Origin of the sequence: Nocardioides sp. 31GB23 (assembly GCF_040012395.1) — a bacterium.
In the GTDB taxonomy this organism is placed as follows: Bacteria; Actinomycetota; Actinomycetes; order Propionibacteriales; family Nocardioidaceae; genus Nocardioides; species Nocardioides salarius.
The window spans coordinates 1-18,696 of record NZ_JBDYKJ010000011.1 but is presented as its reverse complement, the minus strand read 5'-3'; the positions used below and the strand labels follow the sequence as shown (position 1 = coordinate 18,696).

Genomic DNA, 18,696 nt, shown 5'->3' with positions numbered 1-18,696 from the left:
CGGCTGCAGGTCAGAGCCCTGCGGTGCTCGTGGGCAGGGGCGGGGTCGAACCGCCGACCTTCCACTTTTCAGGCGGACCGAGGTGGGTCCGGCGGGGTCCGAAAGCGTCCGTTTCAGGCGTGGATGGCAACTCGCGGACCTCAGCGGACCCCTGCGAATCCCCTCGAACTGCAACTGGAACTGCAACTGGCAAGAGGCGGCCGGACCGGGTCGGTGACGTGCATAGTCAGGTCGACGGCGCGCTCCGCTTGGTGATGCTCGAATCGACTTCGGAGCTCAGTCCGCGTGAGCGGCGGCGTACGCATCTTGCAGGTCGGCCGGCAATCGGCCTCGCTGCCCTAGGTTCCACCCGTTGTCTCTTCCCCACGCGCGGACAGTTGCTGCCGAGACTGTCGCGGCCGTCGGCGCCGTGCGTGGCGCGACAGCCACCTCGTCAGTCGCTGCGCCCGGACTGGCTGAACCAGTAGCGCGGACGGTGGGCGATGTCGAGTTCGAGGCGGTCGCGACAGGATCGGCTGCCGACTTGGCGTGGGGCTGCAGGTGTTCGAGGAGGCGCCGATAGGTGGCCGGCTCCACCATACGGACTCCAAGAGCGGTCGCCTTTTCGTGCTTGCCGCCGTGCATCGTTCCGTCGGTGACGAGCATGGCGGTCTTCGATGACACGTTGTTCATTACTCGCACGCCTAGGTCCGTCGAGCGCTGCTCAAGGGCGTCTCGGCCAGCGTCCTCGCATCCTGTAAACACGACCTTGTCGCCCACTCGCAGCGGCTCTCCGTGTGCCCAATCCCGGGGGAGGGGGCCCAGTCCCGCGGACAGGCGCGCGTGCCGTGCCGCTTCGGCGGCGTCGATCAGGGAGCGGACCAGTTCGGGCTCGACGTCGAACAGCGCGGCTACGGCGCGTAGTTCCTCAGTCTCTGCTCGCGTCACCTTTCCGTCCGCCAGGGCGGCGTGGGCCATCGAAAGGACGAAGGCGCGGTGCGTGGCTGTCACATCGGCGCGGTCAAGGTCGTGGACTGCCGCCACCTCACGGAGGTCGGCTGCTTCTTCTGAGGTGAGCACCCCGTCTTCGAGAACTTCTGCAAGCTTCTCCAGGTACGCCATTGCCCCGGCGGGGGCGCCTTCGTCGAGTGCATCTGCGAGGGAGAACCGCTCGATGAGCTGCACCAGGGGCTCCGCCTTGCGAGGCGCAGTCAAGTTCAACTCGGCGATCTTCCGGCGTGCGCGTTCTGAGAGCTCGCGGCGGTCGGTGGTGGGATCAGTGCCGCGGGCTGCGGTGACAAGCGTGGCGTCCCTAGCGGGGCCGTCTGGCCACCGCACCGCGAGGGCGTCGTGCGGCATTCGCAGGTGCTCGGGGCGGGCAGGGACTCCCAGGTGTGGATGCAGGTAGTGAGCCAACAGCCCGGCCGTGGCGCGTGCGTCCCCCAGTGCTGAGTGAGCATCGGTCAGTGGTTGACCGATCGCATGGCAGCAGTCCGCGAGTCGACGGCGGGCTAGGTGAGGCAGGTGATGAGCAGAGGCATCGAGGGTGCACAGGGCAGGTACGTGCGGTAGCTGCCATCGAGCCCGCGCGTACTCAGCGCGGATGAATGCCAGGTCGAAGCGAGCGTTGTGGGCAACCACCGCGGCACCGGCCAGACGCTGGTTGAGCTCTGCCAGTACGTCGGAGAATGACGGTGCGTGGGCTACTTCTGCGTCCGTGATTCCGTGAATATGGGTGGCGCCCACGGGGCCTTGGGGGTTCAGACGCGTCGACCACTCGTCGAGCACCCGCCCAGAGGGGTCGGTGGTCAGCAACGCCAGCTCGACGATGCGGTGGCTTGACGCCGAGAGTCCTGTGGTCTCGACGTCCAGGACAACGAATCGCGGAGTTCCCGCGGGCAACCCGAGAGGCCTAGTGGTTTGGCCCCTCGCGTCGTGTACGGCTTCGGCCGGCGTCGGGGTCTCGACACGAGCGTGCGGAGGAGATGGCGTACCCGGACTCGGCCGGCGGAAGCGATCGAACCAACCCATGCATAGCCTCCCGACGGTGCAGTAGTGACCCGTCCAGCCTGGCATCGACGGGGCTCGTGGCGCGCGGAAACAAGCCAGATGGCTCGGGTGCGTTTAGGCCGGTGAGGGCGGAGGGTGGGCGACCGGCATGAGCACCGAGCGGAAACGCGGCGGTAGGACGCTGGTCGCGGCTATGCCTCGCCGACGATCCCGACCGTCGCCGGCGCCTTGATCCGCAGCGGAGCATGACGGGCGTCACCCCGCGACCGTCGGGCCGTTGGATCTCGGGAGGATCGGGAGCTTCTTCGCCAGCAGCTGAGTGGGGCTGGGCGGCTCGTCGATTTCGTGTCGTCCGCGGGCCGGTGGGCGCCTACGGATTCAGCCGCGCGTCAGCCCGTTGCACGATGCGGAGGAGCAGGTCGGCGAGTTGGATCACTTCGGCGGCCTCGACGGCGTCGTCGAACTGAACGGTGCGATGGCTGGCCGGGTTCTTGTAGGCACCGATCGCGCCGGCGAACAAGTCGGCGATCGCCTGCTGCTCGCCGCCCTCCGCACCGGGATCGCGAAGAACGCCGTCCTTGGGGCTGAACGCCTTCCTCATCAGGGCCACTCCGAGGAGTTCGTTTGGCAGACCGGCGACGCGGCGCACTTCCACCTCGACGGCCTTCATCGCCGCGAAGGATGCCGTCTCGTAGTCACCGAGAGCGAAGTTCGATCGGGCAGACGACAGTGCAGGATGAAGGCTGCCCGAGAGTCGATCCTCCGCCCAGACCTTCGAGAGCGCCTTGGGATCCTCGAGCAGGGCCCGTCCCTTGCTCGTGACTCGACTCCAGTCGCTGCCTTGGGGGTTCTTGGAAGAGTGGCCAATCAGGGCATGGGACTCGAGCCATGCCCACGCATCCGACAGACGAGCGAGCATGGCCTCGAGGTCGGGCGGGGACTGGTCGTATCCGCCGCGCTGCTTGAATCCCTGGATCAGGTTGTTGAAGTTCGGATCGGGGCCCAACGACCTGAGCAGGTTCAGGCTCAGATCGGGCAACGGAAGATTCCGAACGTCGTCGTAGGACAGGCTCATGAAGCGAGGCTAAGGCCGGACGTTCCTCCGCGTGGGCTCGCCAGGGGAGGGGTCTGCGCCGAGCACGTCCCGATCGTTCGTGAGCGGCTGGATGGTGACGCTCTAGGGTGCTAGTCATGGCAGGCATCCCGGTCGTGCTCGAGACGTTCAGCTGGCCGACGCGCTCGGCCGCCGAGGCAGCGTTCCGCGGGATCCTGCGGGAGTCCGGCTACTCGGTCGGCGACGCCGTCTCGGACCCGGTCCACCACCGGATGCTCATCGAACTCCTCGAGCGCCACCCGGAACACGCCCAGAAGACTGGCCCGGGCGTCAAGGAGTTCTTCATCGGTCGAACTCGCGATGCGAGCGGTGTGTTCGTCGGGGCCAAGGCGATCGGCATCTGGATCCGCCGCGTCGATGGCGAGGAGGTGGATTTCAGTTACCTCACCGCGATTCGCCAGCACTCGGCGAAGTCCGACGCCAAAGAAGCGCTGCGGACAGAAGTCGACGACCGGCGGCAGGAGTACCGCGAGGCGCGCTTCGCTTCGCGAGAGGAGGTGCGGAGCGACCTGTCTGGAGATCGGATCGACAGCCTTCGCGACGCGCAGGTCATCTACATGAGCCCGACCTGGGGACAGCTCACCTATCGATTCGCGGAGAGGGAGGGTGGTTGGGGCGAACTGGCCGCAACCCCAGCGGCGAGCGGGATCGCAGCCGTCGGGTCACGCCTCGCCGACCGGAGCCAGGCGGGCCGATGGCTAGTATTTCACGCGCGCCACGCCAAGCTGGGCCTCGCGACCGCGTCCGAAGCCTCCCGACGTCGCCAGACCAGCGATCTCGACTGGATGCCTGTCGACCCGAACGACTAGTCAGCCTCCGGTGCTGTCTCGCCGCGCCGCGTCGCCACCTCGAGCACGTCACCGATCTCGCGCTGGAGGAGCACCGGCACGCCAAGCCCATCAAGGTTCTGAGCCGCGAGCCATGCCAGGGCCTCCGTGCGCGACCACTCGTCGACTCCGATGAAGTCGGACAGGGCAACGGTGGCTGTTCGAGACAGACCCAGCGACATGAGCACGACCTCGCTCGTGCGGGAGACGCCGAGCTCGAGCATCATCGCGTAATCGGGTCGAGCAGCAGTCTCCAACCCGAGCTCAGTCGAGTACAGCTCGAGCAGATCGGCGTAGCAGGCGAGGTACTTCGGCGCATGGAACCTTGCGATCGATTCGATGTCTCGCATGACGTCTCGGATCGCCCTCGCTGAGGTGAGCGATGCGTTGAACGAGAGCCTTTGGTCGATCAGCCGAGAGAGGGGCATACCCTTCATCCAGTTGACGACGAGGTTCGCGAGCTGCCACTTGCGCCGATCCTCCCCGGAGCGGGGCGCGCCGAAGACGCTCGTCATCGTTGCGCCGACCCGCACGAGCGCCTCTTGGAATCGGGCTCGAGCATCGGGCTCCTCGGGGAGTGGCAATTGGAGCTCTGTCGGCGTCTTCCCGGATCGCCGGAAGCTCTCCAAGAGCCGCTCCATCGAGATGGGCGCGATCCCCGTGTGTCGGCTCACGATCTCGACGGGGATCGTCAGGTCGGTCGCCGCGCGTACGACGGCGGACTCGACCTCGCTTCGTTCCGATTCCAGGGGAATACGATCGAGAAGGGGCTGGATGGACTCGCCTGCGAGGTGCCGCGAGCACAGGTACGCGAAGAGGCTTTCAGCGGCGCTGTCGTCGTGCACCTCATCGACGGAGCGAACGAATGCGAGCAGCCCCGACGCGTCGTCGAGCCCGTTGCTGACTGCTCGGGTGATCTGTGACCGCTTTCGCACCCGCGGTAGGTTGGGCCACAGGCTTTCATCGTCGGTGTCGATGCACACGACGTTGCCTTCGAACTCCTTGCCCCAGCGCCCCGCGCGTCCCGCGAGGTTCCAGAAGTCGCCTTCGCGGAGCGGATTGCCGGGGCCCTTCTGAGGGTTGCGCATGAAGATCGTCCGGCACGGGAGATTCACGCCCTCCAGCAGTGTTGAAGTGCAGACCAGGTAGTGGATCTTGCCTTCTCCGAAGAGGCGCTCGATCTCCGTTCGCACCACCAGCGGCATGTTCCCGTAGTGGAAGGCCACGCGCCGGGCCAGCACGTCGGCGAGCAAGTACCTGCTGTGCACAGCGGTCTTGATCAGATCCCGCAGATCGTCGATCTCCGTGTCAGCCTCCGCCAAGGCCGGGAGCTGCTCGTAGACCGCCTTCGCGACCTTCTCGGCTTCGCTCGGGCCGTTGACGTAGATGACGTTTCCTGGGGTGTTTCCGGCCAGCGCATGCGCCACCAGCGCGATGCGCATGGGCACAGACGTCGCGCGTTGCGCGAGCACGAGTTCGCCGACTCTGTGGCTGTTCCCATCCGACACCAGAGATACGGCTCTGCGCTGAGGCTTCCGGTTGATGTGCTCGACCCATAGGAGGTTCTGATTGACGGTGACTGTCTCGGAGACGAACGAGTCGGAACGCCGGTCGGCGGGCGCGTTTTCGACCAGCAGTTCCGGGTTGGAGGTCAAGGGGCTGGCGAACAGCACTCGCGCCTCCGGGCTGCGCCGGATGGAGCGCTCGATCGCGTGCTGGAGAAGAACTCCCCGTGCGTCACCGGCGAGCGATTGCGCTTCATCAACGAAGAGGAGGTCCACGCTGAGAGACGGAAGGAGCTCCAGCACCAGGTGGAGCCGCTCCTGCGTGACGACCAGGACCGTCCGTGACGACTCCGCGAGGTCGGGGTCCCACGGCATGGTGAAGACGTCGACGTCCGGTGGCGCCTCGCGCCGGAGATCACGCGAGACTTCCTCGATCAGGGCGCGCGTCGGCACGAGATACACAAGCGTCAACGGGCCTGGCTGGCGCGCGACCTCCAAGAAGTGCTCTCTGATGATCCTGGACTTCCCAGCGGAGGTCGGAGCCGACACGCTCAGCCAGTCGTTCGTCTCTACTGCTTCCCAGAACTTCCCCTGAAACGGATTGACAGGCAGCACACGGCCGTCTGAGAGGCGGACCGAGTAGTCGATGCGGCTCCGGACGACCTCCATCCGGAGCGCACCCGGCAGACGTCGCCAGACGTCGGCCGGCAGTCGATCCCGGGACTCCGCCAGCTCCACGGCCATGTGATTGCCGCTGCGTTCGAGCAGCGCGGCGGCGGCCGCCTTGTGAGCGTCCTCCGCGTCCAAGGACAGCATGCACGCCGTGGCGATTCTGAGCACCGCGGATTGCGCGCGCTCTGATTGAGCCGACGTGATCGCGCTGGCGTAGAGAAGGGCGAACCCCCAATCGACCGAGGGGGCTTCCTCATCCCACTCCACCGCCGCGAACTCCGAACGGACCGTCAGCCTGCGAGCGGCGTCGAGCACGTCTCTGAACTTGTGCGAGACGAAGACGACCTCTTCGAGCGCCGTGCTGGCGGTCACTTGGCCCCCATCCGCATCAGGACCCGAGCACGCAGATCGGCGACATCAGGCATCGGAATGCAGAAGAGGTCGATATTCACGCCGACGATCTCGAACTCCTCGACGCGGCTCCCGACCGTCTTGTGCCACCGGCCAACCGCCTTCGACACCCCCTTCTGCTGGGCCTCGTCGAGAGCGGCGATGTTCGGATAGTTGCCGTGGTCGAAGCCGACCAGGCAGACCCCGTTCCATCGCACCTTCAACGTCTTCGGGTTGGTCTCGTCGAAGTACTCGAGCAGATGAGCTGCCAGCTCAGTTTGAGGGACGTTGAGGTGATCGCGCACCAGTAGGAGGTCTTGCTTCCGGCGCTCGTCTCCGTCGGAACGCAGGTACGGGGCAATGCTGTCGAAGCAGTCTCGGAACGCGTCCGAGCTCGACTTGTAGAGCTTCGACTCGCCCCAGTAGATGTCCAGAACCCCGTCATCCGCCAAACTCGCATGGATGCCGTCCGAGCCGTGTACGTGCACCTCGGTGTTCGTCTTCAGCGCCATCTTCGAGATCAGCTGCGGCCGCTGTAGAACACGTTCCATGAGCAGGAACAGGAGGAGCTCGCCCCCTTCTCCCGAGCTTTCCGACTTCACGAACAAGTCTCGTGCCTGCTGCTCCAAGCTCACGATGGCCGTGGTTGCTCGAGTTGCCTCGTACTCTGCGAACGCTCGGTCGATCTTCGAACGAGGTATGCAGAAGTCCATGGTTGCCCACGCCATCGCCCCTGCGAGCTGCTCCACAGCCGGAGTCCCGTTGGCGTCGTGCGCAAGAAAGTGCGTCCTCACGAGAGTCGACGTTCCCGGAACTGTGACGGCCGCTTCGAAGGCCGGCAAGAAGTCGATCAGAGAGCTGCTGGTGCCCCGCGCCAGCTCGAGGAACTGTTCGACAACCGCCGCTTCATCAACCATCAGGCATCCTTGATCGCGTACCACGTCCACCCGCGGACGGGGAGGCACGCACGCAGGATATCGGCGCAGGAGAGACATTTCTGGCGAACCGACTAGACGTCACAGCGGGCCACTCTTCAGGAGCCTCACTGGCGCCCCAGACAGGATGCGTGCTGGTCTATCGGTGACAGCGTGGCGGCTGTAAGTAGGAGCAGGCCGGCGCACAGCAAGGCTGCGGCATCGAGTACGCGATTTTGCCCACGGTCGGTTCTTACTGGGTGAAGTGGGCGCGTGGCAACACCGGACTCAGGCAGCCAGGTAGCCCGGCACTGCAGAGCCCTAGTCCAGAGGAGCGCCTTGGCCATGTTCCACCGGCGCCACCTTGAAGCGACGCGGCAGTGGTTGTGGCCCGAGTTGATGAGCAGAAGTAGTACGTCACGACCGCGGAGCGGCTGCACGGGCGCCGTCTCCCTCGAGACTTCTCTGGATCAGTCCTCTAGACAGTCCACGCACTCATCCTGTCCTGGTGCCACCGGCTGCTGGTTGCAGGTGCGGCAGTACTCGACCCGGGGCGGTAGATCTGCGGGGTCGGTGACTCGACGCATCCACACGATCCGGCTCGCGTGCATCACGTCGGTGAAGGAGCCGATGCCCACGGTGAACAGATTGCCAACCTGCAAGTCGCAACTCTCTCTGGAGCCTCTCGAGCGGCCGCGAAGGCTTCCGAGGCGGTTCCAGCGACCGGCGTACTCGCCGCTGGATGTGGGGCCTGGGGAGCGGAACCAGCGCGGGTCGGGACCTCCGAGGCGCAGGTAGTAGCGGGTGCCGCTGGCTGTCAGCACCTCGAAGTCACCGTGGGCGTCCAGGGCGAGGGTCTCGATCAGTGGGCATATGCACTCGGCGCCCATGCCCGCGGGGAGCCGGCAGGTGCGAGGCGACAGCGGGAGTCGGGAGTTCGGCTCGTGACGACTCTCGAGGTGGCCACACAAGCGGCAGATCGCGTCGACGCGGAGCTCGACCAGCGGGACGTCCACGGCGGGTACCGCCTGGTGCTTGTCGCACAGGACGCTTCGCCACGTCCCGGTGGTCCTGACGAGGCCCGATGCGCCACAGACCTCGCAGGTGGCTACTGAGTGCTGCGCGGCGGTCCGTTGCGCGGCCCGCACCGCTGCCTGCTCGGAGGGGCTGGCGCCACCGGGCAGGTCGACGTACATATCGAGCATCGCCAGGTCGCTCTTCACCTGTCGCAGCTTCCAGCCCGGCAGGTGCTCGTCGAGCGCCCGGGTCACCTCGTCGAGCAAGCCGACCCACCCCACGGGGCAGTGGCTCCATTGCACCTCAGAACCTGCGGGGAAGTAGCGGACCACCGGCGCGTCCGGTGGCCGGGACTCATTCATGCGTGCCTCCCGCGTCGGCCCACGGCGACTGGTCGAGTCCGCAGCAGCCGCAGCAGGGTTGATGCAGCCAATCGGGGCGGCGGCCCGCGTAGTTCGTACGACCCCGGCCACGCCAGGCAACGTCGTCCACGTCGGGATGGTCCTGGTGTCGGCACCGGCGACCCAGCCCTCCCGTCGCCGGGTACGACACCAGCGGGGCGTTCCGCAGCGGATGGTCCGAGGGGGCGTGGAGCGGGCACCCGGCCTCCCCGGCGCAGTCGTCGGGGGAGTGGGTGTTCGAGATGACCGATCCGTCTGTCAGCCAGATCGTGCCCGCGGTGGTCTCGGGCTGTCGTCGTATGCCGCCGGGGGCAGGGTGGCCGTCGGCAGCTGTGTCAGTCATGACGCCTGCCGCTAATTAGTCGGCCGGCGGTCGGGTGAGGACCCATGTGCGTTCCCTTCGGTCGAGCGAGGGCAGCGCCTCGCTGGCTCATCGCAGTTATACAAGTTGGACAATACCAACTTGCATGGTTATCGTCGTAGTCATGGACTCAGAACAGTGGTGGAAGCGTGTGATCGCCGTGTTGATCGATCTCCCGTTCACCGGCAACGACCCGCGACACATGACCGACCTGCTGCGCGCGGCTGGCTACTACGACGACTCGGGTCAGCTGCCTCGTCCGGCTGGGCACAGCCCCGAGGCCTACGCCAGGGCCTGCTGGCGTCTGCGCTTCCAGGCTGCAGCGGAGAAGGCCTCATGAGGCCGTGGTGGTCTCGTGACGAGGCGCCGTACTGGCTCGAAGTGGAGTGGGCGCTTTGCGCGCTCTCGCTCGGGAGCACCGACGGCACGCGTGCATTGGTGCGCAGCGCGGTCGGGGAGAAGATCTGCCGGGGAATGCGTCACTCACGAGGCACGGCGGCGGAGGCGGACCCGATCCTGCTGGCTTATGCGATCCACACCTGGCGATGAACGCACCTGCCGTTCAGGCAGCCGCCAGGGTGCACGCAGGAGGCGGGGACGACCCGTGGGGTCCGCCGGGGACGCCGCCGTTGGACAGCGGGATCGTTGGGTTGACACGATCGCCTGGTGGCAGGCACCCCGGACAGGCGCAAACGCGCGGCGCCGTCCGAGGAACGACGTGTCGCCTTGACCGAACGGATTCAAGAGACCTCCGCTCGGTACGACGCCGCGGCGAAGGCGTTGCAGGACGCCGAGAAGGAGTTCGCGAGGTCCCTGCTGGATGCCTACCTCGAGGGCATGACCTGGGCCCAGGTGGCAGCTGCCGCCGGTCTGGCCACCGTGGGCCAGGCACGGGCCCGCGCCGAGAGTGCGATGACCGCCGAACAGCTCTCGCCATCGCGCCGCCGCTCCGCTGCCCTTCAGCGCGAGGGATCGACGCAGGGGGTCAGCGTGGCCGAAGCCGCGCGCAGGCTTGGACGGTCACGCTCCACGATCTACCAGATGCTGGACGACGGTCGACTGGTGCAGGTGCTGGATCCTCTCGGTCGTGCCCGGGTGCTGCTCGACGACGAGTGAGGTCTGCTCGTCTCGACGCCGTTGCGCGGTGGCGGTGCCGGCGATGAACGCCTGGTGCTCCTGCTCGCCCGCCGACACGGGGTGGCGTACGTCGGGAGGCGCGCAGCGGATGTGCGACCACGGGCTGGTGCACCCAGACCTGGACGAACGTACGGCCGCGCTTGTCGAGCGGGGCGTGGACTGCGGGTCTCACCTCTGCGACGGCTGCTGTCATGACTGGCACGAAGGCACTCGGGTCGACGCGCTCTCCCCCGCCGCTGGAACCGACGCCGGGCGGGGAGGTCGTGACCGGCTCATGCTGATCGACGCCAGTCGGGACCAGGGGATGTTCATGGTCTTCGACGACCACGGGGTCGAGCACTTCCTGGATTTCGCGTCCGGCGTGGTGCTCCGGCACGCCGCGTTGGCACTCGGCCCCCGGCACCGGGTGGAAGCCGTAGGCGAGGGACTCTTCCTCGACGAGCCGGTGGGTCGTCAGCGCGAGAGGTGGATCGACGGTGGCGAAGGAGTCGACGCTGCCCGGCTTGTCCATCTCCATCCGGTGCTACTTGGCCAGCCCATGTGTTTGGTGGTGAGGCCAGGAGACGCGTTCCGGTGTGTGCGACGTTTGACCGGTCGCGTGCTGCACGTCGAGCGATGCGACGAACCCCCGTGGGTGACGCGGCGCGGAGAGACATGAGCGCTGGCGCTAGAAGGTCGGTTCGGGAGTGGTACGCCTGGCGCGCTCCCAGGTCCAGGACGCGTGACGAGCTGTTCAACGAATTGCCCTCGGCGCGCTTCTGGCCCGGTGGTGCTCGCGCGAGCTCGCCTGGGCGCACGCTTCTCGGATGCTCGCCGTTGAGTCGGATAGCCCGCTGGGGGAAGCTGCGGCTCGTGCCCAAGTGGGTGCGCGCGGTGGTTGCCCCGCCACGCGCACGATGCCTCTTCGCCCGAGCTGCCACGCGTGGGCGTGACCCAGTCGCGATGCAGATCCGGAGGACCGAGCGGCTGTGGCGTCTCTTCGAGATGAAGGGGGAGATGCTCACCGTCGCCCAGGTGCTCGAGCTGACCGGCGGCGAGGTTGCGACTGCCGATGCGCACATGGCCGGACTTCACCAGCACGGTCTCTTGGGAGTGCTGCGTGGCGGGCGGCCCCTCTATCCCGCGTGGCAGCTGACCTGGGAAGCCGTTTCGTCACAACCTGCGGTGGTGGACCCGGCCTGGCGGGCTGTGCAGTCAGTGCTCCGGGCGGCCGGTTGGAGCCCGGACGAGATCCTGCTCTGGGCCCGCAGCCCGACGGGCCGTCTCGTCGGTGGTGCCTGCCCCGCCGATCGACTCCGCGACGATCCGTCGAGCGTCGTCGACGTTGCGCACGCGATCGCCGCGGCAGGTGCTCAGTGAGAACTGACCCCTTGGCGGGCATCCTTGGCGCGGTCTTCATCGTGCGGTCGGTTCGATCGCTGCTTGCCTCTCGACACTGCAGGCCGCCTTTGCTCGCGGTGGCTCCTCACACGGTCGCCACGGAGCCCGGGCCCCGGCCGTCGCTGCTCTGATGTTGCGAGGGGCCCAAGCGGCGTCAGCCGGGCCCCATGTAGTAGGCCTCGCTTCGCTCGGCTCGGTGCGCCGCGTGTCCTACCTGTTCCTGTTCGGGCGCGGCGTGCTGTTCGTCATGTGTCCGTGTTGGTGCCTGCTCGGTGACGTTGCGTGACTGTCGTGTTCTCGTAGGTGCTGCAGTTCGGCTTGCCCCAGGGGACTTGCTCTTCGAGGCTTGTTGTATCGCAGCGGGGTCAAAGGCCGAAGGCCTTCGTCCCCCGGCGCAGCGGGCCCTGGACTTGGGATTCTCGTCGCGAATTCGTCGGGCCCGAGGGCCTTCGTTGCGACGAGAATCCGGGTGCCAATCCCGACCGATTGACGCTGGCTGCTGGCGCGGGCTGCGTCGGGATCCTTCATGGCTCCGCCACGAACCAAGGCATCGCCCCACCGCGCGGAACGTCGCCGCGACGTCACGTCGCCGGTCAGCGCTCAGCTGTGTTCGCGGCTTCCTGATCGCGCGAAACCGGTGGTCCCGGCCTTGCGCATGGTCCGAATCGCCAGCACCGCAGCGAGAGGGACAAGCCATGAGCGAGCACGACGACGAACGCAGCAACTCGAGCCTAGACGGGGGACCGGACACCCAGGCGCGTCTGAGAGAAGTGGAGCAAGAAGATGATGTCCGGGTCGTCGTCGCTCGGCGGGACAGGCCGCCGAGCCCCCCGGGGGCGAGGGCCAGCGAGGGGAGACTCGGGGACACCCGTGACCCCGACCGGCACGACGGCCACGGCCCCTCGCGTCCCGGCGGTGAGGTGCAACCGCAGCCACAACCTTCGCCCGTCTCCCGGGTCGCTCGACGAACCAAGCCGGCCAATCCACCAACCGGTGGGGCCGGTGCGCGCTCACGGGCGGAGACCGTCGTGGCCCCCATTGCGGGGGCGGACCCGGCCAAGCCGGCTGCCACGCTTGCGGGGGCACGGTCCGTCGCCTCCAGTCGTCCCGCTGAGGCTGCCCAGCAGGTCGTGCCCCGCAGCGCTTCAGATCGCCGGCCCTCCCCTCGAGCGGGGAGCGCCGCGACCGGAGCGCACACTCCCACGCCGCGGCCCTGCGCGCCGCAGCCGCCTCTGCCTTCCGGCGACGCGGAGCGGTCGGCCAACGAGCAGCATGTTCAGCGTGTGACTCGGCCGGTTCCCGTGGTCGCAGCCGGCCTCGAACCGTCCCCGGCCCGCGACGCGACTGCCCGGCGGCCGGCCATCCCGAAGGAGCGCTTCGACCATGCCGCTGCTCGCCACCTGGGCGACCTGACCTCAGCGTGTCCCGACCCGAACCTGCGCGCAGCTCGTCGTGTGGACCCGTACTGGTCCGAGCCGCTCGCCGGCCGGGCGAACGCTTCGGTCTGGTTCAACCGAGCAACCATCTGCGACGAGCTCACCGCTGCCGAGATCCGCCGGGTACCCCGGGCGTTGACCCTCGACGCTGCGGTAGCGACCGCACTCTTCAACGACCCCGGCGACCGCAGATGGCTCCACCGCCTCTGCCTGCGCGGCGCCCTCTACGGCTGGCACACCCTCACCGCCGCACAAGCCGCGGCCTTCACCGGATACGAGGCATTCGCCGACCCGACGCGGTCCGCGATCGGCGACGGCTTCGCCGCCGGCGCCATCAAGCTCGGCCTCTTTCAAGGCAGCGCACACGTCCGTTTCCTGCGTGAGCCGACAACGACGCTCAGGTTGGTCGACGCCACTGCCGAGCGCGACGACCCGAACCTCACCGCGATCGAGCAGCTCAACCTCACCGGGTACTCCCAAGCGGCGTCCCAGCGGCCCGGAGACCGGCACAACATCCTCGCAGCCGACCTGGCGCTACGCGCGGCTGAGTACCTCGACGTCGCCACCGTCCTGAGCGAACGGTTCTGCACCTTCGATCTCCTGGCCGGCACCGGCGCGGGTCTCGTCGAACGCTCGGGTGGCCGTGCGGGCGACTTATGTCTCATCCTGCGCAACGGCACCCGGGTAGCGATCGAGGTCGTTGCCAACAAGAACGGCGACCTCCGCAAGAAAGTCAAGGAGGTCGTGAGGCTGCTGTCCTCCGCACCGTGGGAGCAATCCGCGTTGGTCTTCCTCTTCGTCATCGCACCCACCAACGACTCCAGCGTCAACCAGCTCCGCTACGCCGTCTACGACGCGATCGCCGACGCCGTCCACGAACACCCCGGAACCTCGTTCGACCGGACCTCGGCGCGGGTCGGGGTCGTGATGTGGCGCGAATGGTTCCCCGGCCCGCACCTGGCCTCGAGGGACTTCCGCACCCTTACCGCCGACCGGCTCACCACTTCGACAGGCATGCCGGGCGCCGCCTGGGAGCCGACCGCCTTCCTGCAGACCCATGTCGGTGCCGAAGAGCAGCAGCGTCTTCTCGCGGTCGCCGGACACGCCGCCCACCTCGCCCAGACCCCCTACTGGCTTCGCGATCTCCACCGCGGCTCATCCGCCGCTATGGAGGTGTTGCGGGCGTACACGGCCGACGACCTCCCGCACCCCAGCCCCGTCCGGAGCAACCGCGTCACCAACCCCGCAACCGCCAGCGTCCCCCGCACCGCCCGATCTCAGGGTGCCGCCGAACCAGCCCAGCTGCCACGACGTCTGCGCGGCATCGCCGCGGCCGGCAGCAACGCCAATTAGGGCTAGCGCCGCCGGCGCGGACGACGCCCCGCGCGCCGAGTAAACCCAAACGAATCGTCGAGTCATCCACGTCAGCAGGAGCACCAATGCGACCCGACAACCTCGCCAACAACAACTACCGCCGACAGCAGGCACTGTCTGAAGCACGGATGGAACGCAGCCAAGCGCTCATCGACATCACCGAAGGGCTCCTCGAATCCTGGGACGTGATCCTCGATGCCTGCCAACCTCACGGCATCGCCTTCCGGAAGATCTCTCTGCGTCAACTCCTTCTCGCACGACCCCACGCCGGCAAGGCCGCCGCAAAGCGGGACCTCCACCGCCTCGCCGTCCTCCTAGAACTGCAGCACGATCCCTCGTGGACCATCGGATGGCTCATCGACCCACGCGCCGGACAGCGCCGCATCCACGCCTGGCAGGAACTTCACCGCGAGCACACGCCCCCTTGGGACGGATTCCCGCTAGCGCCCGGCCGTTGAGGTTCAAGACCACCCGATGAGGGCTGGGGTGGCTGACGCTGGGTCCGCGTGCGGGACGCCCCCCACGTGCTCGTCCTCTCCGGACGAGGAGCTGTCCGAGGGGACCGGCGCCTCCGACACCAACGAGGCCCGCGTCGCCGAAATCGATGAGCACCAGCTCCTCCGAGCTGGCGCCTGCCAGTGTCCGCCGTCGATCTGTGCCTATACCACCCAGCGGCGCACGGTCTCCTTCTCCAGAAACTCGCGGTGTGCGACAGCTTCGGCAGCCGCGATCAAAGACGGGGACTGCAGCGAGCGCTCCAGCACCTATCGCACGCACCGCTGCTTGACGGCGGGGTCGATCTACTTCGGCATTGTCCTCATCCTCCTGGACTCAAACAGGGGCAGCATTAACCGAGGGTGCTTCAGTGATCCCTACAGTCGGCCTATCGCAGGCGCACGGCGTCGTGCGGGACCGCAGAACGAGGTGAACCTCCGGAACGGAGCGCATGCCAGGTCGGGCGGTCGATGTGGCTCCGTTCGAAGTACCGTCCGGGAGAGTCAAAAAGGGAACGACCAGCCAGAACCTTCTGTGGACGAATCAGAAGAGTCCCGACCCTTGCGCATGGCCGCAAAAACCCCGAAAGGCATGTCGGCCGCGCACGCCTGCACGAGATGTGCGGTTCATCCGGAGTGCCTGCCTGGGTCGGGCTGAGCGATCGGACCGTGACGGTTCATGCTTCGACTTACCAAGGAAGCGGCATCAAACTCGTGACCGGTCACGTTGGTGCCCTTGCCATCCGTGTCGACGTGTCCGAAGACACCGCGCGGAAGTGGGTCACACGTGGCCCGGACTGCGGGCTCGTCCTCCGACTGATCTAGGTCGACGCCCAGGACGCTGACGTCGGGCCGAAATGGATGCATGTGCTATACATGTAGTATGGATGCCTCAGAAGAACATCATCAGCTTCTCGACGAGGCACTAACGGCAGTGCGGGTCGCCATGAGGCGTCCAAGTTATCGGCGAAGACTTTTGGAAGGCATGGAGGTGCCCGGCGGCGACGGGGTTCTGCGATCTCTGCGGGCGGTCGACGTTCTTTCTGCCGAGGGAAGCCCCTCGATCAAGGCCGTGGCCGCTCAGCTCGGTATCGAGGCCTCCACTGCAAGTCGTCTCGTCGTAGGGGCGGAGCGGAGCGGGTTCCTGACCAAGCAGCCCAGCGACGACGACCTCCGGCGCTCCGAGCTTGCCCTGACTCCGCGTGGCAGCAGACTCCTTACTCGCAGTTCGTCACGCCGTCGAGACCTTCTCGCCGAAGCCACGGCCGGCTGGACTCGTGACGAGGTGGACTGTCTCGCGAAACTCTTGGACCGATTGGCCGACGGTCTCGAGGCCTTGGCGGACGAGCTGTGAGCGCGCAAGGTGTCGGTACGACGCGCGGGGATCCGGTTTGCCAATTGGCGCCGCGCGGTTTGTATCGGCTGTTGTTCGACCGCGTGCTCGGCTCCTTCTTCTGGGGCAAGACCCTGTCTTCGATCGGAATCTGGATTCACAACGTCGTCGCAGTCACGGTGGCTTTTCAGATCACCAACTCGACGCTCGTCGTCGGGCTCGTGAGCATCGCCCAGTTCGGTCCCCAGATCGTGTTGGCACCACTCAGCGGCAAATGGGCTGACCGTGGCAACGCGCCCTTGCAAATCATCCTCGGACGGGTCGTGACAGCGCTCGGGTCCGCAGGAATGGCAACCGCCATTTGGTTGGCTGGAGGCGTTTCCGGGCTTGACAGTGCAGTGTCATTGATCGCCCTGTCGGTCGTGGTGGGCGTGGGTTTCGCGCTCGGCGGGCCGGCGATGCAGTCGGTGGTGCCGCTCATGATCCGCCCCGGCGAGATGGCTGCGGCGATGACCCTTAATAGCGTCCCCATGACGCTGTCGCGCGCTGTAGGCCCTGCGCTGGGCGTCTTGATCGTGGCGCGGTTCGATGCCGTTGTTGCTTTTGCCATCGCGGCAGCGACCCAGGTGTTCTACGCAGTCATCGTCCTGGTCCTTCGACTTCCGCGCAGAAGTGTCGCTGTGGGCGCGGACTCCTCTGTTCGGGGAGCGTGGCGTTATGTGAGGAAGGACTCGCGACTGCTTGTGCTCTTGCTTGGCATAGCTGCGGTCGGGTTCGGCGTTGAACCGACGATGACACTGGTCCCCGCCCTTGCTGACGACCTAGGCGGTCAATCGGGTCTGGTGGGCTGGCTTGTTTCAGCGTTCGGGGTCGGTTCGGGTATCGGATTCTTGCTCTTCACGCCGCTCGATCGTCGGCTCAAGATCGAGACGGTCGGCGCGATCGGACTGTTGTCTATTGCGGCCGGACTAGTCGGGGTGGCAATTAGCCCCACGCCGGCGGGCGCGTTCGCGGGGTTTATGGTTGCAGGACTCGGGATGACCCTGGCCTTCAGTGGGGTGACCACTCAGATTCAGGAGCGGACGCCTGAGGAGTTTCGCGGCCGCATCATGGCTTTGTGGTTCGTCGCGTTCTTGGGTGCGCGCCCGTTCGCGGCTGCGCTCACGGGCTATCTGGCTGATGTTGTCTCGGTCGACGCGGCATTCGTCATCACGGCGGCCGCAGTTTTCGTGGCCGCGATTCTCGTTGCGGACAGGCGCGCTGAGCCTGCTACCGCGACCGTGCCCGCCGTCCAAGTCGGCTCGCAGCCCAAGGGAGCCGGGACTGCTGCACGATCAGGTGACAGGTCGGGTTAGGCAGCCTGGATGGCTCTGGTGGTCATGATGGTTTCGTACTCGACGGGGGTCAATCGCCCGAGACCGGGCTGTCGACGGCGCCGGTGGTAGGTGCGCTCGATCCAGGTCACGATGGCGATCCGGAGGTCTTCACGGGTCGCCAGGAGCGGCGGTCCAGGACGTTCTTCTGCAACAGCGCAAAGAAGCTTTCCATGGCCGCGTTATCGCCCGCGGCACCTACTCGGCCCATCGATCCGACCATCGCGTGGTGGTTGAGTGCGTGGACGAATTTCCTGGATCGGAACTGGCTGCCTCGGTCGGTGTGAACGATGCAGCCGGCGACCTCACCGCGCCTGGCGACGGCGCTGTTGAGGGCTGCGACCGCTAGGCGCGACTTCATCCGCGAGTCGATGGAGTAGCCCACGATCTTGTTGGAGTAGACGTCCTTGAACGCACACAGGTAGAGCTTGCCTTCGCGGGTCCAGTGCTCGGTGTAGGGGTCGGACCGGGGCGCCCTGTCAGCCTCACGGCTGGTGGGTTTCCTCGGCCCGCCCTCCGAACCGGACGTGCGACTCTCACCGCATCCGGCTCTCCACGTGGTGAAGCGCCCCAGGTTTGATGCCGCTCCTGTTTGAGTCCAGGAGGATGAGCACCATGCCGAAGAAGATCGATCAGGAGCTGAAGGCCAGGGCTGTACGTCTGGTCAACGACCACCAGGGCGAGTACCCCTCGCTGAGTGCTGCCGCGGCGGTGGTGGCCAAGCAGCTGGGGGTCGGCAAGGAGTCGGTGCGCCGCTGGGTGCTCCAAGCCCAGATCGACGGCGGTCAACGCAGCGGCGCGACCAGCGAGGAGCTGGCTGAGATCAAGGCGTTGAAGGCCGAGAACCGGCGGTTGCGCGAGGACGTCGAGATCCTTCGCCGGGCCACAACTTTCTTCGCCGGGGAGCTGTGCGCCACGAGGCGCTGTGTGTGTCGAGGGGTGGTGAGAGACCACCCTCGTTGGGTCGTCGCAGCGGCCT

Annotated in this window: 16 protein-coding genes, 1 tRNA gene and 1 pseudogene; 11 read left to right on the top strand and 7 right to left on the bottom strand. The window is 66.9% G+C overall.

Annotated features, from left to right (window positions below; translation table 11 throughout):
• Positions 1-30: 30 nt before the first annotated feature.
• From ABKW28_RS05030 to ABKW28_RS05020, 3 genes are all read right to left on the bottom strand, one after another.
• Positions 31-135: transfer RNA gene (locus ABKW28_RS05030), tRNA-Phe, on the bottom strand.
• Positions 136-276: 141 nt separating this feature from the next.
• A complete protein-coding gene (locus tag ABKW28_RS05025; RefSeq protein WP_348606880.1) occupies positions 277-1,338 on the bottom strand; it encodes a hypothetical protein in 1,062 nt (353 codons plus the stop codon).
• A 1,021-nt stretch (positions 1,339-2,359) separates the two neighbouring features.
• Positions 2,360-3,064 carry a TIGR02391 family protein gene (locus ABKW28_RS05020; RefSeq protein WP_348606878.1) on the bottom strand — a complete coding sequence of 235 codons (705 nt, stop codon included), beginning with the start codon at positions 3,062-3,064 and terminating at the stop codon, positions 2,360-2,362.
• Between the two features lie 116 nt (positions 3,065-3,180).
• Here ABKW28_RS05020 and ABKW28_RS05015 point away from each other — a divergent pair, with 116 nt between their 5' ends.
• Entirely contained in the window at positions 3,181-3,912 is a 732-nt protein-coding gene (locus ABKW28_RS05015; RefSeq protein WP_348606875.1) for a DCL family protein, read from the top strand.
• Here ABKW28_RS05015 and ABKW28_RS05010 read toward each other — a convergent pair.
• The 3 genes from ABKW28_RS05010 to ABKW28_RS05000 all read right to left on the bottom strand — a co-directional run bounded on the left by ABKW28_RS05010 (position 3,909) and on the right by ABKW28_RS05000 (position 8,694).
• Positions 3,909-6,479: a DEAD/DEAH box helicase gene (locus ABKW28_RS05010; RefSeq protein ID WP_348606872.1), complete on the bottom strand. Its 2,571-nt coding sequence runs from the start codon at positions 6,477-6,479 to the stop codon at positions 3,909-3,911. The genes ABKW28_RS05015 and ABKW28_RS05010 overlap by 4 nt on opposite strands.
• Positions 6,476-7,414 carry a DUF1837 domain-containing protein gene (locus ABKW28_RS05005; protein ID WP_348606869.1) on the bottom strand — a complete coding sequence of 313 codons (939 nt, stop codon included), beginning with the start codon at positions 7,412-7,414 and terminating at the stop codon, positions 6,476-6,478. The genes ABKW28_RS05010 and ABKW28_RS05005 overlap by 4 nt, the downstream gene beginning before the upstream one ends.
• A gap of 467 nt (positions 7,415-7,881) precedes the next feature.
• Positions 7,882-8,694 (bottom strand): hypothetical protein, encoded by an 813-nt coding sequence (locus tag ABKW28_RS05000; protein WP_348606866.1) that lies wholly within the window; start codon positions 8,692-8,694, stop codon positions 7,882-7,884.
• 620 nt (positions 8,695-9,314) lie between these two features.
• Between ABKW28_RS05000 and ABKW28_RS04995 the strand changes: the two genes are divergently transcribed.
• The 9 genes from ABKW28_RS04995 to ABKW28_RS04955 all read left to right on the top strand — a co-directional run bounded on the left by ABKW28_RS04995 (position 9,315) and on the right by ABKW28_RS04955 (position 17,699).
• A complete protein-coding gene (locus ABKW28_RS04995; RefSeq protein ID WP_348606863.1) occupies positions 9,315-9,530 on the top strand; it encodes a hypothetical protein in 216 nt (71 codons plus the stop codon).
• Positions 9,527-9,739 carry a hypothetical protein gene (locus tag ABKW28_RS04990; protein WP_348606857.1) on the top strand — a complete coding sequence of 71 codons (213 nt, stop codon included), beginning with the start codon at positions 9,527-9,529 and terminating at the stop codon, positions 9,737-9,739. Before ABKW28_RS04995 ends, ABKW28_RS04990 begins: the two co-directional genes overlap by 4 nt.
• Before the next feature lie 117 nt (positions 9,740-9,856).
• Entirely contained in the window at positions 9,857-10,306 is a 450-nt protein-coding gene (locus ABKW28_RS04985) for a helix-turn-helix domain-containing protein (protein WP_348606854.1), read from the top strand.
• 295 nt (positions 10,307-10,601) lie between these two features.
• Positions 10,602-10,985, top strand: coding sequence for a hypothetical protein (locus ABKW28_RS04980; protein ID WP_348606851.1), 384 nt, complete (start codon positions 10,602-10,604; stop codon positions 10,983-10,985).
• Between the two features lie 284 nt (positions 10,986-11,269).
• Positions 11,270-11,686 (top strand): hypothetical protein, encoded by a 417-nt coding sequence (locus tag ABKW28_RS04975; protein ID WP_348606847.1) that lies wholly within the window; start codon positions 11,270-11,272, stop codon positions 11,684-11,686.
• A gap of 1,322 nt (positions 11,687-13,008) precedes the next feature.
• On the top strand, positions 13,009-14,496 hold the full coding sequence (locus ABKW28_RS04970; protein ID WP_348606844.1) for a hypothetical protein: 1,488 nt from the start codon (positions 13,009-13,011) through the stop codon (positions 14,494-14,496).
• Positions 14,497-14,582: 86 nt separating this feature from the next.
• A complete protein-coding gene (locus ABKW28_RS04965) occupies positions 14,583-14,975 on the top strand; it encodes a hypothetical protein (RefSeq protein WP_348606841.1) in 393 nt (130 codons plus the stop codon).
• 1,021 nt (positions 14,976-15,996) lie between these two features.
• Entirely contained in the window at positions 15,997-16,365 is a 369-nt protein-coding gene (locus ABKW28_RS04960) for a MarR family winged helix-turn-helix transcriptional regulator (RefSeq protein WP_348606838.1), read from the top strand.
• Positions 16,362-17,699, top strand: coding sequence for an MFS transporter (locus ABKW28_RS04955; protein WP_348606835.1), 1,338 nt, complete (start codon positions 16,362-16,364; stop codon positions 17,697-17,699). The genes ABKW28_RS04960 and ABKW28_RS04955 overlap by 4 nt, the downstream gene beginning before the upstream one ends.
• Here ABKW28_RS04955 and ABKW28_RS04950 read toward each other — a convergent pair.
• Positions 17,696-18,171: pseudogene (locus ABKW28_RS04950) on the bottom strand (DDE-type integrase/transposase/recombinase); the annotation flags it as partial. The gene ABKW28_RS04955 and the pseudogene ABKW28_RS04950 overlap by 4 nt on opposite strands.
• A gap of 161 nt (positions 18,172-18,332) precedes the next feature.
• Between ABKW28_RS04950 and ABKW28_RS04945 the strand changes: the two are divergent.
• Positions 18,333-18,696 (top strand): transposase (locus ABKW28_RS04945; protein WP_348606832.1); only part of this gene is annotated, 364 nt, incomplete at its 3' end.